Genomic DNA, 14,613 nt, shown 5'->3' with positions numbered 1-14,613 from the left:
GAGAGTGCGATACTTGGGGAGTGGAAACTTCCAAACGTGGATGCGGATACCCCTCGGTAGCATCCGTTGATCTTGCAGCATTCGCGCATAATCTTGCCCATTTGCGAAGCTGCGCCCCGTCTTCTCTGCAGATGGCGATCATCAAGGCAGATGCCTATGGACATGGTTTGCTTCCCCTTGCTCACGCCGCCTTGGGTGCTGGAGCCGATTGGCTGGGCGTCGCTCAATTAGCCGAGGCCTTCGAACTACGTGAAGGACTCGATAGGGCGGGAATCGCGCGTGACAGTGCGCCGATCCTGGCATGGATTTCCACCAGTGGAAGTGATTTCGAATCCGCGATCTGCGCAGATATTGACCTGTCTGTGTCCTGGACATGGGTTCTTGACGAGGTCTGCGCAGCGGCACGTCGCTGCGGGCGCCCCGCAAGAATTCACGTCAAGGTCGACACAGGGATGTCACGTGCGGGTTCGACCTTGGCCGATCTTCCGGAGCTTGCCCAGGCTGTACGAACCGCAGAAGATGCCGGACTTGTCCAGGTTATTGGTGCTTGGAGTCACCTTTCGCGAGCAGATGATCCCAGCGTGGCCGGCGAAGAATCTACACGCCGGCACCGTCAGATTTTTGAAGAGGGTCTGCGCATTCTCGCCGAAGCAGGAGTGCATCCGCAGATTCGCCACCTTGCTGCAACCTCGGGAATTTTGTGGCACCCGGAAACTCACTACGACATGGTTCGCGCGGGGATCGGGATGTATGGACTTTCCCCTGATCCTTCAGTCGCCAGTGCTCAGGAATTGGGACTGACACCGGTGATGACGCTGAGCGCTCCACTAACGTCAGTGAAGGTCATCGAAGAAGGGACCCCGGCCTCGTACGGGGGAACCTGGCAGGCCCCAAGCCGTCGTTGGGTGGGTTTGGTTCCGCTGGGATACGGAGACGGGATCCTACGAGCGGCCTCCAATGGTGCGCCGGTTGCTGTTGAAACTGATTCAGGTCTGGTGAAGGCACAGATCGTTGGCCGAATCTGCATGGACCAATTCATCATCGACCTGGGGCCCGCTGAGGGGCGGGAAGGCACAGCTACGCAAAACAGTGGCAATGCGCCCGCCCAGGTTGGAGATCGAGCAATTCTTTTCGGTGATCCGGCCAAGGGATACCCGATCGCAGATGAGTGGGCCGCGCATGCGGGCACAATCAACTATGAGGTCATTACTCGTTTGGGAGAACGCATCCCCAGGCAGTACGTGAACGAAGAGGAATAATGACGCAAATACAGCAGTACAGCTATCGTGTGAGCGATGCGGAGCAGACTCGCGAGTTGGGTGAGCAGCTTGCGCATCACTTGCGCGCGGGCGACCTCATCATGCTCCGAGGCGGATTGGGTGCCGGTAAGACCACCTTCACTCAGGGGATTGGACGTGGACTTCAGGTTCGAGGGACCGTTGCCTCACCGACCTTCATTGTCGCGCGCGTTCACCCCTCGCTGGTCGGAGGACCCGACCTCATCCACGCTGATGCCTATCGAATTCGCGACCTCGATGATCTTGAGACGCTTGATCTGGATTCAACTATCGATCAGGCTGTGACGGTTGTTGAGTGGGGCGAAGGCAAGACCGAAGCCATGAGTGATGCGCGCCTTGAAATCGAGGTGCGGCGCGCGAGCGGGGGAGAGGCCGCACGTGACGGTGATGTTGTAGACCTCGAGAGCATGGATGACGGTCAACGTATCATCACATTTACGCCCTACTCGCACCGCTGGTACGGTGTCTTTGATGACCTCGCACCACAGTTACGTGCGAGCGTGGAATAGGATCGACTTATGACCGAATTGTGCATTGATACCTCCGGAGCAACTGCAGTAACCGTCGTTGATGACGGAAAGATACTGGGGAGCTCGAGGAATGAGTCGGGTCGTCATCACGCGGAATCAATTACCCCCTGCGTCCTCGAGGCCCTTGAAGAGGCCGGTTTGCCGACCGACGTCGCAAAGGCCGGTCTTGACGCCGTGTGCGTAGGCACTGGTCCTGCTCCCTTCACCGGTCTACGTGCCGGACTTGTTTCAGCACGTGTCTTCGCGAAAGCGGCGGGGATCCCGGTCTACGGCGTTTGCTCTTTGGATGTGATCGCCCGCGCTGCTTTGGATCACTTGTCTCCGGACACTCATGTGTATGCATTGACCGATGCTCGCCGTAAGGAACTGTATTGGGGACATTACCTTGCAGAAGGCCCCGATGATGTTCGTTTGGTCGGACGTCTTGAGGTTGGCTACGCGCGCACCCTGAGCAGTGCCTTGCGTGAACAAGAAGGACTGCTGGTTTCTGATGCGCCGATCCCGGCGCACAGTGTCGATGAACTTGCCGGCGCAGAAATGGGGCCGGTTCTTCCCCTAGATCCTTCAGTCATGGTTCGCATTGTCCGTGCGCGTTTGGCCCGCGGAGGAGAGGATCGTTTGGGTACTGAACCTCTGTACCTGCGTCGCCCCGATATTCATGGACAAGCGCCGGAGCGCATGTGAGCACAGCAGACCCCGGTGCCTCCGCCCAGGGAGCTAAGGAAACGCTGAGCGCGTGCGCGCACAGGCTCGCCCAGGCCTCGGGAGGAAAGCTTGTCGTGTTGGGTCCACAGGACTGGCATGCGGTTATCGCACTGGAACAGGCGATTTTCCCGGAGGACCCGTGGACGCCGGGGATGGTTGCTGAGGAGCTTTCCTCGGGACTGAGCGTCTACTTTGGCGTGTGCGCCGATGCTCCCCAGGGTGAACTTCCTGTGTTGTGTGGCTACGCGGGTGTCAAGATTGGGCTCGATAGCGACGTGATGACCATGGGTGTCCTTCCCGATTTCCGAGGCCGTGGCTTGGGCCGCGCGCTGATGGACGCTTTGCTTGAGCTTGCCCGTCAGCGGGGGAGTGAACGAGTTTTCCTGGAAGTGCGAGCGTCCAATACCCCGGCGATCACGCTGTACGAGCAATCGGGTTTTGAACGTGTCGGCGTTACGAAGGCTTATTTCCGGAACCCGCGCGAAGATGCGGTAAACATGCGTCTTGTTTTCGGCGCATGAAAATACGAAAAATTATGTTGCCCTAATACGGTGTTTTCTGACAGTTTTTGTCGACTTTGTGACGCATTTTTACTGGGCTCCTCCGCGCTGCTATTTCCCTGAAAAATCAGGGTTTTAGGGAAGACTTATCTGACGCTGTGAGCAGATAAGGAGCGCGCGGGCCAGCAGTCCTACGGAAATGACACTCCTTCAGCTTAGGCTTGAGTCATGGCCACAAAAACTGTCGCAACTCGCAAGCGTCGCGCATGGACTACGACCGTCTTCGTCAAGCAACTTATGGCGATCTCCGGCATCGTGTTCGTGCTCTTCCTTCTTTTCCACTCCTACGGCAACCTCAAGATGTTCTTGGGGCAGGAAGCCTACGATCACTACGCACACTGGCTGAAAGAAGAAGCCTTTGTGCCGATCTTCCCTCACGGTGGGTTTATCTGGGTATTCCGCGCAGCCATGGTTCTCATGCTGGTGATCCACATCTGGGCAGCAGCAGTGACCTGGAAGCGCTCACGCCGCGCACGTCGCAGTGCGTACGTCGTCAAGCGCAGTGCAGCTGATGCTTATGCAGCACGCACCATGCGTATGACCGGCGTTCTGCTCTTCTTCCTCATCGTCTTCCACATCCTGCACTTCACCACGGGAACCATCCGTACCGGATTCGTCGCAGACTCCACTCCTTATGAGCGCATGGTCGCGACCTTCCAGAACCCCCTGATGGTTGTTGTCTACCTGATCTTCATTGGTCTGGCAGCACTCCACGTTTCTCACGGTTTCTGGTCGGCATTCCAATCTCTGGGTTGGGTCCGCGGTGGAACCCGCAAGTTCATGGAAGTTCTCTCCGGCCTGGTCGGCGCACTGATCTTCCTGATGTTCGCGCTTCCCCCGCTGGCGATTGTCGCCGGTTACATCTCCTGACAAGGATATTGAGACATGACTGATACTTTGATTCACGGGCTGTACCGCGAAGGCGACGATATCGCCGACACCAAGGCCCCGCTGGATGTTCCCCTCGCAGACGCTTGGGAAAAGCGTAAGTTCACTGCGGCTCTGGTCAACCCCGCAAACCGCCGTAAGCTTCACGTCATCATCGTGGGTACCGGCCTTGCCGGTGGCGCAGCTGCCGCCTCGCTGGGTGAGATGGGCTACAACATCGACGTGTTCTTCTACCAGGATTCCGCTCGTCGCGCGCACTCCATTGCAGCGCAGGGTGGTATCAACGCCGCGAAGAACTACCGCAACGACAACGACTCCGTCTACCGCCTCTTCTACGACACCGTTAAGGGCGGCGACTACCGCGCACGTGAGACCAACGTCTACCGTTTGGCCGAGGTCAGCGCGAACATCATCGACCAGTGTGTCGCACAGGGCGTACCCTTCGCACGTGAATACGGCGGCCTGCTCGACAACCGTTCCTTCGGTGGCGTCCAGGTGTCGCGTACCTTCTACGCACGTGGCCAGACAGGTCAGCAGCTGCTGATTGGCGCCTACCAGGCGCTCGAGCGTCAGGTTGCTGCCGGTACCGTTACCGAGCACTCCCGCCATGAAATGGTCGAACTCATCGTTTCTGACGGCCGCGCTCGCGGTATCGTCGCGCGCGATATGACCACTGGCAAGCTTGAAACCCACATTGCGGATGCGGTTGTTCTGGCAACCGGCGGCTACGGAAACGTCTTCTTCCTGTCGACGAACGCCATGGGCTGCAACGCCACCGCAATTTGGCGTGCATACCGCAAGGGCGCATACTTCGCGAACCCCTGTTTCACTCAGATTCACCCGACCTGTATTCCGCAGCACGGAGATCAGCAGTCCAAGCTGACCCTGATGTCCGAATCCCTGCGTAACGACGGTCGTATTTGGGTTCCCAAGAAGGCAGAGGACTGCGACAAGGATCCTCGCGATATTCCCGAAGAGGATCGCGATTACTACCTTGAGCGTATTTACCCCGCATTCGGCAACCTAGTGCCTCGTGATATCGCATCGCGTCAGGCGAAGAACATGTGTGATGAAGGTCGTGGCGTAGGCCCCGCAATTCGCGAGACCGATGCCGAAGGCAATGATCGCGTCATGCGTCGCGGCGTCTACCTGGACTTCTCCGAGGCCATTGGTCGCTTGGGCAAGGCTGCAGTCTCCGCCAAGTACGGCAACCTCTTCGATATGTACGAGCGCATCACGGGCGACAACCCCTACGAAGTGCCCATGCGTATCTACCCGGCTGTTCACTACACGATGGGTGGCCTGTGGGTTGACTACGATCTGGAATCAAACCTCCCCGGCCTCTACGTTGCCGGTGAAGCAAACTTCTCTGATCACGGCGCAAACCGCCTGGGTGCATCCGCACTGATGCAGGGCCTGTCTGATGGCTACTTTGTTCTTCCGAACACCATCAACGACTACCTGGCACACTGCTTCAATCTCCCCAAGCTGGATGAGTCCTCCGAGGATGTTGTTGAGGCACTGAACTCCGCTCAGGGACGCATTGACAAGCTCATGTCGATCAACGGTTCCCGTTCGGTGGATTCCTTCCACAAGGAACTGGGCCAGATCATGTGGGAATACTGCGGTATGGAGCGTCGCGAAGCGGGACTGAAGAAGGCCATCGAGATGATCCGCAAGCTTCGCGCCGACTACTGGCGTGACGTTCGCGTTCCGGGCAAGTCGATTGGTGAACTCAATCAGTCCCTTGAAAAGGCTGGCCGTGTTGCAGACTTCATGGAGCTGGGCGAGCTTATGTGCATCGATGCCCTGCACCGTGAAGAATCCTGTGGCGGTCACTTCCGTGCGGAGTCGCAGACCCCCGAAGGTGAAGCCCTTCGCCACGATGACAAGTACCTCTATGTTGCAGCTTGGCAGTGGGGTGGCGAGGACCAGCCTCCGATCCTCCACAAGGAAGCCTTGATCTACAACAACATCGAGCTCAAGCAGCGGAGTTACAAGTGAACCTGACACTGAAGATTTGGCGCCAAAACGGACCCGAGGATCCGGGTGCCATGCACGAATACCAAGTCCGCGGCATCTCTGAGGAATCCTCGTTCCTGGAAATGCTCGACGTGTTGAACGAAGAGCTCTTTGCTCGCGGCGAAGAACCGATCGCATTTGACTCTGACTGCCGTGAGGGCATCTGTGGTCAGTGTGGCATTGTCATCAACGGCATTGCCCACGGCCCTGAGGTCACCACGACCTGCCAGCTGCACATGCGCTCCTTCAATGATGGTGATGTCATCACCATCGAACCCTGGCGCGCAGAAGCATTCCCGATCATCAAGGACTTGGTTGTTAACCGAAGCGCCCTGGACCGTATCGTCCAGGCCGGTGGATACATCTCGGTGAACACCGGTGCAGCTCCGGATGCTAACGGCACTCCCGTTCCCAAGCAGGATGCGGACCGCGCGTTCGAAGCCGCTGCTTGCATCGGTTGTGGCGCCTGCGTGGCTGCCTGCCCGAACGCCTCGGCAATGCTCTTCACCTCGGCGAAGGTTACTCACCTGCACCTGCTCCCGCAGGGCAAGCCTGAGAACTACCGCCGCGTTGTCAGCATGCTCAACCAGATGGACGAAGAAGGATTCGGTTCCTGCACGAACATCGGCGAGTGCGCGGCCGTCTGCCCCAAGCAGATTCCGCTTGATGTCATCTCCACGCTGAACCGTCAGCTTGGTAAGGCAGCGCTCAAGGGCGTGTGATCCTTTAAAGGGATCTTTACATCATCGGTGTGGGGACGACCCATTGGGGTCGTCCCCACACCTTTTTGTCGGAATGCGGGGGCGAATGCACCAAGCACAGCAGCGGACTAAACTGGGCCGGGTGAGTGAAAAAGATCCTTTAGTACTGGGTATCGAATCAACCTGCGATGAAACAGGCGTTGCGCTGGTGCGCGGCTGCGACCTTTTGGTCGATCGCACGGCTACATCAATGGATCAATACGCCCGTTACGGCGGAATTATCCCCGAAATTGCTTCACGCGCTCACCTTGAGTCTTTCCTTCCCACGCTTGAAAGCGCCCTTGACGAGGCCGGCGTGACTCTTAACGATGTCGATGCCGTGGCCGTCGCTGCTGGTCCTGGCCTGGTGGGCTCCCTGACGGTTGGTATTTGTGCGGCGAAGGCGCTGGCCTCGTCGATCGGGAAACCACTGTACGGGGTCAATCACGTGATTGGTCACCTTGCGGTCGATAAGCTCGCCGACGGTCCTCTGCCCGAGCGTTTCATTGGCTTGGTCGTCTCCGGTGGGCACTCGAATCTTCTGCTCATCAATGACATCGCAACGGATGTTCGTGAGCTCGGCGGAACCCTTGACGACGCTGCTGGCGAGGCCTTCGATAAGGTTGGCCGTCTCCTCGACCTTCCGTACCCGGGCGGTCCGCACGTCGACCGTCTTTCGCAAAAGGGCGACCCCACTGCGATCCGTTTCCCGCGAGGTCTGGCCGCAGGCAAGGACCAGGAACGCCACAAGTACAACTTCTCCTTCTCTGGGCTCAAGACCGCGGTTGCCCGTTACGTTGAAGGCCTTAAGGAACGCGGCGAGGAGATCCCCGCTGAGGATATTTGTGCGGGCTTTTCCGAGGCTGTCAATGATTCCCTAACGGCGAAGGCAGTTCGCGCTGCACTCGATCACGAGTGCTCGACGATCGTTGTGGGCGGTGGCTTCTCGGCAAATTCCCGGCTTCGTGCGTTGCTGACTGAGCGAGGCAAGGCTGCCGGTTTGGAAGTCCGCATGCCTCCGCTGCGTTTTTGCACGGACAATGGGGCGCAGATTGCCGCCATGGGCTCAGAGCTTGTACGTGCAGGGGTTGAACCTTCAGATTGGGATTTCTCTCCCGATTCCGGTATGCCCTTGACGCAAACCTCTATGCTTCCTCGGCACTGATCCGTCGGGCAATAATTGCCCGGTGCGACTGACCAATTCGAGTGGCGATAACGACTCCCGCTTGGCTCCCCGTGAGTTTGAGAGATCTGCGCAGCGCATCGGGCTGGATGTCGGCCCCGCGTTTCTTGACTTCGACACGTCCAATATCGTGTGCTCGAAGTGCCTGCTGGATATTTTTCGCGCGCAGGTTCACCTGATCGATCACTTCGAATGCTGCGGCGAAGGGAGTTGGCATCAGCTGCGATGCGCTGAGGTAAGCGATAGATTCGCTGATCAGATGCGCGTCAAGGTCTTCACTGAGCTTGGCGACCATTCCGGCGCGAATTACCGCAGAATCCGGCTCGTAGAGGTAGCTGCCGAGCTGCCCGACTATTGCCTGCCTAGCAGGGGAGTCGGCGAAAGGTGTCTCAGGGTCCTCAAGGGTATGGATCTCGTCGCGGGTAATCACGCAAGCCGAGCGTCCTGCCCCTTCGCTGGCTAGGGAAGGGGACCACAGTGCGGCCTCGAGAAGATCTCCATCAACACTGGTCCAGCGCGCGTGGAACCGGGAAGGGATGAGCTCGTAGGGGATACCAGGGGCAACTTTTACCCCTAAGCGCGGGACAGACTGTGCCCAGGACAGAACGCGGTCCAAAGAAGGAGACCAATCCGAGGGCGATGAAATGCGCTTGGAGCCGCCCTGTTTGCCTGTTCTGCGCGCGGGGTCAGCGAAAAGTGCGTCGAAACCTTCCGCCTCGAAATCTTCGGGACCCAGCGTGCTTACGTCGCGTTTCTCAACGCGTGCGGAGGGGAAAGGGGAAAGGTTTTCGCGAGCGGCGGAAAGGGCCTCGTCATTGATGTCGTAGGAGGTAACCCGCATGCCTGTACGCGCGAAAGCAAGGGAATCTGCACCGATCCCGCATCCGAGGTCTCCGATATGCGTTGCGCCGGCTTTGACGAAGCGCGCGGCGTGTTCGCGGGCAAGAACCCATCGCGTTGCCTGCTCATAGCCATCGCGCGTCCACAGCATCGTGCGCGCAAGGGAGCCGAATTTTCCTTCTGCCTGGGTGCGTAACTGCAGTTGAGAGGCGATTGCCGAGGCCAGAGCTGGGTCATCCGTTTGCGCGCGAATTGCCAAACTGAGCTCCATGGGTGAGAGGTGGCGGTATTCCTCGTTTTCTTCCCATTGAGCAAGAAGTTCACGTCCGGGGGAGCAGCAGAGTGGGTCAATGGAGGACATGGTCTCTATTGTTGCGGAATTTCAGGGAATTGGAGAAAAGATATGGGGCGTGTGGGAGGCTGAGTGGAGGCGGTAGACAGCATTGGCACTCAGCTTGCTAGAGTGCCAATCGAGCCCTAGACTGAGTGGGTAAGCACACATGCGATCCCAAACCTGACCCCCGCGACGGCAGGGACGGGATGACATTAATCGTTATGAGAAGAAAGGGAGTGCTGAAATGGCTATCACCATTAAGCCCCTCGAAGATCGTATTGTCATCCGTCAGGTTGACAGCGAAGAGAAGACCGCTTCCGGTCTGTACATTCCCGATGCCGCCAAGGAAAAGCCGCAGGAAGGCGAAGTTCTGGCAGTGGGCCCCGGCCGCGTTGATGACAACGGCAACCGCGTCCCCGTGGACGTCAAGGTGGGCGACCACGTGATCTTCAGCCGTTACGGTGGCACCGAAGTCAAGTACGACGGCGAAGAACTGCAGATCCTGTCTGCACGCGACGTTCTGGCAATTGTCGAGCGCTGAATAGACGTTGATGCATCCGCGTGATGCATGAAGCAGTGAGCCCGGAGTAATCCTCCGGGCTCACTGCTTTTTTATGTTCTGAGCGTGGGTGCTGTGAGCGCTATTTAGCGTGACTGCGCTGCGGCTGACAATGTTAGTGCTGCTGTGCGTCGCGACTGCGTACTGGCAATCGTTAGTCCTGTTGTTCTTCTGAAGGTGTGGAAGAGGGAAGAGAAGCAGAGCGCGGTTTCCAGAGCAAGGCAACAACAGCGCCGATAATGAGTGCTCCTGCAAGGGCGACCACCCATGCGGGTAGTGCCCCAAAAAGGCCCATGATGGATTCTTCCCACGAAGCAAGAGTGTCAATGGAGATGATCCCGCCAAGAGGATTGCTCAAGTCAATTTTGAAAATTGTGACACCCAAAATGATGAGAACCAGTCCAGAGACCACATTCGTCCACGTCGTCTGGCGCTTCAATAGAGTCACGGGTTTTGGACGCACGATCGCTTGGATACGCCCCGCGGAATGCTGCCAGAGTAGTGCGAGCACCAAGAGGGGAAATGCCATTCCTGCGGAATAGAAAATGACTGCGATGATGCCTTCGACGACTGAACCGCCCAAAGAGGAAGTTGCCAGTACTGCTCCAAGGATGGGGCCTGCGCAACCAACCCCTGCAATTCCGTAGGTTATACCCAGGAGGTAGACCGCCCATGCCGTATCGCGTGACCGAGAAGCCTTTTCTAGGGAACGCACGCGGAAAACAGGAACATCCAAGGAGAAGAGCGTGATCAGTCCAGCAATAATCACCAAAAGGGCGATGACTTGGGTAATGAAGGCCGAGTGTTCTCTAATCAGCGCGACAACGCTTGATAAGGCTGCCCCCAGCGGGATCAGAGGAGTGAGTAAGCCCAGCCAGAATATCCCGCAGTGAGCGATCAATTTCTGTGGAGATTGAAACGCATAGGAAAAGAAAGCGGGTAGAAGCATGACGGAGCACGGTGCGAGCAGCGTCAATACTCCACCAAGGAAAGCGATAAGAGGATTCACTTCTTGAGGTGTTCTGCCTGGTTCTGGATGGTTGCACGCACGTAGTCGGCATCGCGGAAGCCCGAGATGAAGCTATCGCCAATGAACATGAAGGGAGTGCCTTGGATGCCGATCTTGTAGGCGTCGTTTTGGGCCTGTTTGACTGCTGCTGCCGTTTCAGGATCGTTGGTATCAGCTTGGAAGCGTGAGATATCGGGGACTCCTGCCTTCTGTGCCAGAGCGGTCAAGGAATCCATCGTGTACTCGGGGTGGCCGGATGGGTTGGCCTCGCCATAGGCTGCGCTCACGAACTCCCAGAAACGTCCCTGGTTGGCTGCAGCGATGCCCGCCTGAGCGGCAAGGGGGGAAGACTTCGAAATTTGTGCCAGATCGCGCCACTCGATTCGCAAGGTACCGTTGTCGACCAGATCTTGCAGTTGTGGTTCGACTTGCTTCGCGAAACGCGTGCAGTAGGGGCAAGAGAAATCAGAGTAAAGCACCATCACGACGGGAGCGTCGATCGACCCCTTTGCTCGTGCATCATTGGCATCACGACGCTGCTGGGAGTGGATGATGTCGAGTCCCTGTTGATCGGTAACAGTTGGTGCGTAGGCTGCTTGTGTTTGCTGTGGGGCGGCGCTGCTTTCCTGTGCTTGCTGCATTGGAGCTGCGCTGGCCGATGCCATCATCTGGGGTTGAGAAGTTGACGGACGGCTGGCCCACCAGACTGCACCAGCAACAAGAACGACAGCACATGCAAGAAGAAGAACGGCAATGATTCTCTGCTTGCCGAGGCCTCGAGATTCCATGGGGCACCTTTCGCATTTCGCAGGGGATGACGGGGATGGGTTTCAGTCTATTCCATAGAGAGTGAGGAATAGAGGAAGAGAACGGGGCTACGGGTTGGTTGACACTAGGTAAAAGAAACTCGCTCGGAACACCGACCCGAGCGAGTTCGAGATGACGTAGTGAGTGTGTCAGGAGACTCGACGAATACGACGGCGCTGAATTTCTTCGCGACGTTCTTCTTCAGTCATGCCGCCCCAGATTCCATAGGGTTCCTGAGCTCGCAGAGCATATTCGCGGCACTGCTCAATGACAGGACAAGTTGCGCAAATGGCTTTTGCGTTGGCGGCACGGCGACGACGGGTTGAACCGCGTTCACCTTCGGGGTGGAAGAAAAGTTCCGTATCGAGGTCGCGACAGGCGCCCTGGTACTGCCATTCCCACGCGTCAATCGACGGGCCTGGCAGTCGAGAGACGTCAGACATGAGTACCTCCATTCATTGCGCTTCCCAGCGCGAGACGTTCTCGGCGAGAAGGACTGCAAGAAGGGTACCGAATTGTGCAAGAGTTATTCAAGGCCCCTTCACGGAATCATAGTTGTTTCACAGGAAACTTCAGATGACCGAAGTGACGCTGAAAACCGCATTATTACGGGAGATAACGAAACGCTGCAGAAATGCTGAAAGCGTAATTTTGTTGCCCGTTACATAGTCGTTCTTAGCTGTCAGCGGACAAAATCTGACCACTCGACTGGAAAAGACAAGAAGGAAAACTGACAATCAATTAGGTAGCATTCACTTAGGTATCCTTCATCACGTCAGGAGTGGTCATGCCCCGTGCACAGCTCGTGCTTCCCGCTGCTCACGATGCGCCGCTGACCGTCACTGCAGTTTCTGCGAAACTCGGTGTTTCGGCCTCGACACTGCGAACGTGGGAAAGGCGCTACGGTCTGGGCCCCGGAGAGCGCTCCGCAGGCAGCCACCGTCGCTACCTTCCGGAAGACGTCGCCAGGCTGACGCATATGATCGAGCTGATTCAAAGTGGAGTCACCCCCTCTGATGCCGCTGCGATCGTTCTTGCTCAAGACAAGGGAGAGTTGGAAGAAGTTCGTCCCCCACGCACGGCAGATGAACTGGTTGTTGCCGCGCGAGCAGGTGATCGGGACCGCCTTGTTCATCTGATCGAAGCCAGCGTCAGTGAAAAAGGCCTGCTTCATACGTGGATGCTTTTGGTCGAACCCGCTTTTGAAGTGATGGCTACCGATTATCACGGCGAAATTCCGGGAATCGCGGGTTCGTCAATGCTCAGCCAAGCGATGTATGACGTTCTTCGCGTCATGTCAGAGCAACGGCCCGAACCTAAGTTCCCGTCTTCGCCCAGCATCATTATTTTGGGCGATCGTGCGCACCTTCTTCCCGCGCATGTCATTGGGGTGGCCCTGCGTTGGTATGGCCCGAATGTTGTGGTGCTGGGAGCGTGTAGCCGCGGCTGGATTGGTGGCCGCGAAAAACTTGATGCTTTTGTTGAAAACATTGATTCACATGTCGCTGCTCTGATCACCATGGGACAGGGTGAGGACTGTAAGAACTTCGTTTCAGCGGCAGTTCACAACCACGGAATTGACGTCATCGAGGTGGGAACTCAATCCCCGCGCGTTCTCGACGACCATGTTCTTCGCGTTCGTACGGTCTCAGCGTGCGTTGAGGAGACTTTGGCCTTGCTCAGTGCGAAGGTCCCCGCAGCTTCCGTTCGCTGAGTTCTTCTGCGTTACCTCTTTCAATTACTGCATGTTCTTGCAACGTGTTAGCGTAGACGCGTATCTATTAGGTCGCGCAGGTGCGGCATGCACAGAGGATTAAAGATGACCCCGTGGGAAGATCGCCAGCTTATCGAAGCCTTCGATGAAGAATTCGAAGAACTTGTTCATTTTGCGGCGGGTTCGGTTGTAGATTGCGGTTTCGGGTACATGGATCGCAATGGGGTAGTGGATCCTTCAAAGCCAGTTGAACTGTGGATTACCGGGCGAATGACCTATGTTTTCGCGCTCGCGGCGCTTAAGGGGTACGACTGGGCAATCCCCTTGGTTGATCATGGTATTCGTTGCCTGACTGAAGGCCCCATGTACGATGCCGAAAATGGCGGTTGGTTCTCCGGGCTCGTGACAGAGATTGTTGAACGCGAGGATGGTCCGCATTGGAAGGCGATTGAACCAGCGAATGACGGCTTGAAGCAGGCATACGCGCATGCATTTGTCATCCTCTGTTCGAGCGCTGCAACAGTGCTTGGCCGTCCGGGGGCCCGCGAGCTTCTTGATCGTGCGCTGGCTGACCAAGAGCTCCACTGGTGGGAGCCTCAGTTCGGCCGCGTCTGTGAATCCTGGAACCGTGATTACACCCGTGGTGAGAGCTACCGTGGTGTCAATGCGAATATGCACACCGTCGAGGCTTACCTAGCTGCTTATGACGCGACGGGAGACCGCATCTGGTTGGATCGTGCACGCGGAATCTGTCGTTTCGTTGCCGAGGTCGCTGAACAGCTGCATTGGCGTATTCCCGAACACTTCGATTCCGAGTGGAACATGCTTCCCGATCACAACATCGATCGTCCTTCGGATCCTTTCCGTCCCTACGGCGCAACCCCCGGACACGGGATGGAATGGGCACGACTGATCCTTCACACCCGTGCGGCCCTGTTGGCTATGGGGGAGAGCGAAGATTGGATGCTTGAAGCTGCTGAGCAGCTTTTCAACCGCGCATGCTCTGATGGCTGGGATAAACATGGCGCCGAAGGTTTTGTTTACACCACTGACTGGGACGGTCGAGCGGTTGTGGATACCCGCATGCACTGGGTGCTGTGCGAGGCTGTCAATTCTGCATGTGTCTTAGGCCGTGTTCACGAAGAGGCCGGAGATGACGCGCGTGTTGCGGAGCTGAGTTCTCTGTATGCGCAGTGGGTCGATTGGGCGGACCGCTACCTTCGCGAGGCCACCGGTCGCTGGATCCACGAAGTCGACGCCTCGGGAGCGGAGTCTGGGACGACTTGGGAGGGGAAAGCGGATGCCTACCACGTTGCGCAGATGCTGCTTCTGCCGCAGGTTGGCAATACCCCGTGCTTTGCTCTTGCCTTGAAGGAGCAGGCAGAAGAAGAGGCGTAGTTCGCTTCTACTCTCACTGTTCTGGG

The 14,613-nt window shown here is 57.3% G+C and carries 15 protein-coding genes; 11 read left to right on the top strand and 4 right to left on the bottom strand.

The features are described 5' to 3' along the window. The first annotated feature begins 20 nt into the window (after nt 1-20). The 8 genes from alr to tsaD all read left to right on the top strand — a co-directional run bounded on the left by alr (nt 21) and on the right by tsaD (nt 7,908). Complete coding sequence (gene alr / locus HGAS_RS03210; RefSeq protein ID WP_019126471.1) at nt 21-1,259, top strand: alanine racemase; 1,239 nt, start codon at nt 21-23, stop codon at nt 1,257-1,259. Next, nucleotides 1,259-1,807, top strand: a complete 549-nt coding sequence (gene tsaE / locus HGAS_RS03205) for a tRNA (adenosine(37)-N6)-threonylcarbamoyltransferase complex ATPase subunit type 1 TsaE (protein WP_019126470.1) — start codon at nt 1,259-1,261, stop codon at nt 1,805-1,807. Before alr ends, tsaE begins: the two co-directional genes overlap by 1 nt. Before the next feature lie 9 nt (nt 1,808-1,816). Continuing rightward, nucleotides 1,817-2,512, top strand: coding sequence for a tRNA (adenosine(37)-N6)-threonylcarbamoyltransferase complex dimerization subunit type 1 TsaB (gene tsaB / locus HGAS_RS03200; protein ID WP_019126469.1), 696 nt, complete (start codon nt 1,817-1,819; stop codon nt 2,510-2,512). Further along, entirely contained in the window at nt 2,509-3,054 is a 546-nt protein-coding gene (gene rimI, locus HGAS_RS03195) for a ribosomal protein S18-alanine N-acetyltransferase (protein WP_019126468.1), read from the top strand. Before tsaB ends, rimI begins: the two co-directional genes overlap by 4 nt. Nucleotides 3,055-3,261: 207 nt before the next feature. Further along, the gene (locus HGAS_RS03190; protein WP_019126467.1) at nt 3,262-3,963 is read left to right on the top strand and encodes a succinate dehydrogenase cytochrome b subunit; all 702 of its coding nucleotides are present in this window, start codon (nt 3,262-3,264) and stop codon (nt 3,961-3,963) included. Nucleotides 3,964-3,978: 15 nt separating this feature from the next. Then, nucleotides 3,979-5,985 carry a fumarate reductase/succinate dehydrogenase flavoprotein subunit gene (locus HGAS_RS03185; RefSeq protein WP_019126466.1) on the top strand — a complete coding sequence of 669 codons (2,007 nt, stop codon included), beginning with the start codon at nt 3,979-3,981 and terminating at the stop codon, nt 5,983-5,985. After that, nucleotides 5,982-6,725, top strand: a complete 744-nt coding sequence (locus HGAS_RS03180; RefSeq protein ID WP_009408831.1) for a succinate dehydrogenase/fumarate reductase iron-sulfur subunit — start codon at nt 5,982-5,984, stop codon at nt 6,723-6,725. Before HGAS_RS03185 ends, HGAS_RS03180 begins: the two co-directional genes overlap by 4 nt. An 85-nt stretch (nt 6,726-6,810) precedes the next feature. After that, nucleotides 6,811-7,908 carry a tRNA (adenosine(37)-N6)-threonylcarbamoyltransferase complex transferase subunit TsaD gene (tsaD, locus tag HGAS_RS03175; protein WP_019126465.1) on the top strand — a complete coding sequence of 366 codons (1,098 nt, stop codon included), beginning with the start codon at nt 6,811-6,813 and terminating at the stop codon, nt 7,906-7,908. Here the strand turns inward: tsaD and HGAS_RS03170 are convergent. Beyond that, nucleotides 7,889-9,127, bottom strand: a complete 1,239-nt coding sequence (locus tag HGAS_RS03170; protein ID WP_019126464.1) for a class I SAM-dependent methyltransferase — start codon at nt 9,125-9,127, stop codon at nt 7,889-7,891. The genes tsaD and HGAS_RS03170 overlap by 20 nt on opposite strands. A 217-nt stretch (nt 9,128-9,344) precedes the next feature. Here HGAS_RS03170 and groES point away from each other — a divergent pair, with 217 nt between their 5' ends. Then, the gene (groES, locus tag HGAS_RS03165) at nt 9,345-9,641 is read left to right on the top strand and encodes a co-chaperone GroES (protein WP_009408834.1); all 297 of its coding nucleotides are present in this window, start codon (nt 9,345-9,347) and stop codon (nt 9,639-9,641) included. Nucleotides 9,642-9,813: 172 nt separating this feature from the next. On the opposite strand, the gene HGAS_RS03160 is transcribed toward groES, so the two are convergent. From HGAS_RS03160 to HGAS_RS03150, 3 genes are all read right to left on the bottom strand, one after another. Further along, nucleotides 9,814-10,668 carry a cytochrome c biogenesis CcdA family protein gene (locus HGAS_RS03160; protein ID WP_019126463.1) on the bottom strand — a complete coding sequence of 285 codons (855 nt, stop codon included), beginning with the start codon at nt 10,666-10,668 and terminating at the stop codon, nt 9,814-9,816. After that, entirely contained in the window at nt 10,665-11,456 is a 792-nt protein-coding gene (locus tag HGAS_RS03155; RefSeq protein WP_019126462.1) for a DsbA family protein, read from the bottom strand. Before HGAS_RS03155 ends, HGAS_RS03160 begins: the two co-directional genes overlap by 4 nt. Before the next feature lie 168 nt (nt 11,457-11,624). Next, nucleotides 11,625-11,918, bottom strand: a complete 294-nt coding sequence (locus HGAS_RS03150) for a WhiB family transcriptional regulator (RefSeq protein WP_009408838.1) — start codon at nt 11,916-11,918, stop codon at nt 11,625-11,627. Between the two features lie 344 nt (nt 11,919-12,262). Here HGAS_RS03150 and HGAS_RS03145 point away from each other — a divergent pair, with 344 nt between their 5' ends. Together HGAS_RS03145 and HGAS_RS03140 are read left to right on the top strand one after the other, a co-directional pair. After that, entirely contained in the window at nt 12,263-13,189 is a 927-nt protein-coding gene (locus HGAS_RS03145) for a MerR family transcriptional regulator (RefSeq protein WP_019126461.1), read from the top strand. Between the two features lie 105 nt (nt 13,190-13,294). Next, nucleotides 13,295-14,587 carry an AGE family epimerase/isomerase gene (locus tag HGAS_RS03140; protein ID WP_019126460.1) on the top strand — a complete coding sequence of 431 codons (1,293 nt, stop codon included), beginning with the start codon at nt 13,295-13,297 and terminating at the stop codon, nt 14,585-14,587. Nucleotides 14,588-14,613 lie beyond the last annotated feature (26 nt).

Origin of the sequence: Actinomyces sp. ph3, from assembly GCF_000308055.1 — a bacterium.
Taxonomy (GTDB): Bacteria; Actinomycetota; Actinomycetes; order Actinomycetales; family Actinomycetaceae; genus Pauljensenia.
This window is presented reverse-complemented; position numbering and strand designations above follow the sequence as displayed.

What these genes read in the sequence shown, in the direction of transcription:
- tsaE (WP_019126470.1), top strand. Translation starts at nt 1,259, where the DNA reads ATGACGCAAATACAGCAGTACAGCTATCGTGTGAGCGATGCGGAGCAG.
- tsaB (WP_019126469.1), top strand. Translation starts at nt 1,817, where the DNA reads ATGACCGAATTGTGCATTGATACCTCCGGAGCAACTGCAGTAACCGTC.
- HGAS_RS03190 (WP_019126467.1), top strand. Translation starts at nt 3,262, where the DNA reads ATGGCCACAAAAACTGTCGCAACTCGCAAGCGTCGCGCATGGACTACG.
- HGAS_RS03185 (WP_019126466.1), top strand. Translation starts at nt 3,979, where the DNA reads ATGACTGATACTTTGATTCACGGGCTGTACCGCGAAGGCGACGATATC.
- tsaD (WP_019126465.1), top strand. Translation starts at nt 6,811, where the DNA reads ATGCACCAAGCACAGCAGCGGACTAAACTGGGCCGGGTGAGTGAAAAA.
- HGAS_RS03170 (WP_019126464.1), bottom strand. Translation starts at nt 9,127, where the DNA reads ATGTCCTCCATTGACCCACTCTGCTGCTCCCCCGGACGTGAACTTCTT.
- groES (WP_009408834.1), top strand. Translation starts at nt 9,345, where the DNA reads ATGGCTATCACCATTAAGCCCCTCGAAGATCGTATTGTCATCCGTCAG.
- HGAS_RS03155 (WP_019126462.1), bottom strand. Translation starts at nt 11,456, where the DNA reads ATGGAATCTCGAGGCCTCGGCAAGCAGAGAATCATTGCCGTTCTTCTT.
- HGAS_RS03150 (WP_009408838.1), bottom strand. Translation starts at nt 11,918, where the DNA reads ATGTCTGACGTCTCTCGACTGCCAGGCCCGTCGATTGACGCGTGGGAA.
- HGAS_RS03145 (WP_019126461.1), top strand. Translation starts at nt 12,263, where the DNA reads ATGCCCCGTGCACAGCTCGTGCTTCCCGCTGCTCACGATGCGCCGCTG.
- HGAS_RS03140 (WP_019126460.1), top strand. Translation starts at nt 13,295, where the DNA reads ATGACCCCGTGGGAAGATCGCCAGCTTATCGAAGCCTTCGATGAAGAA.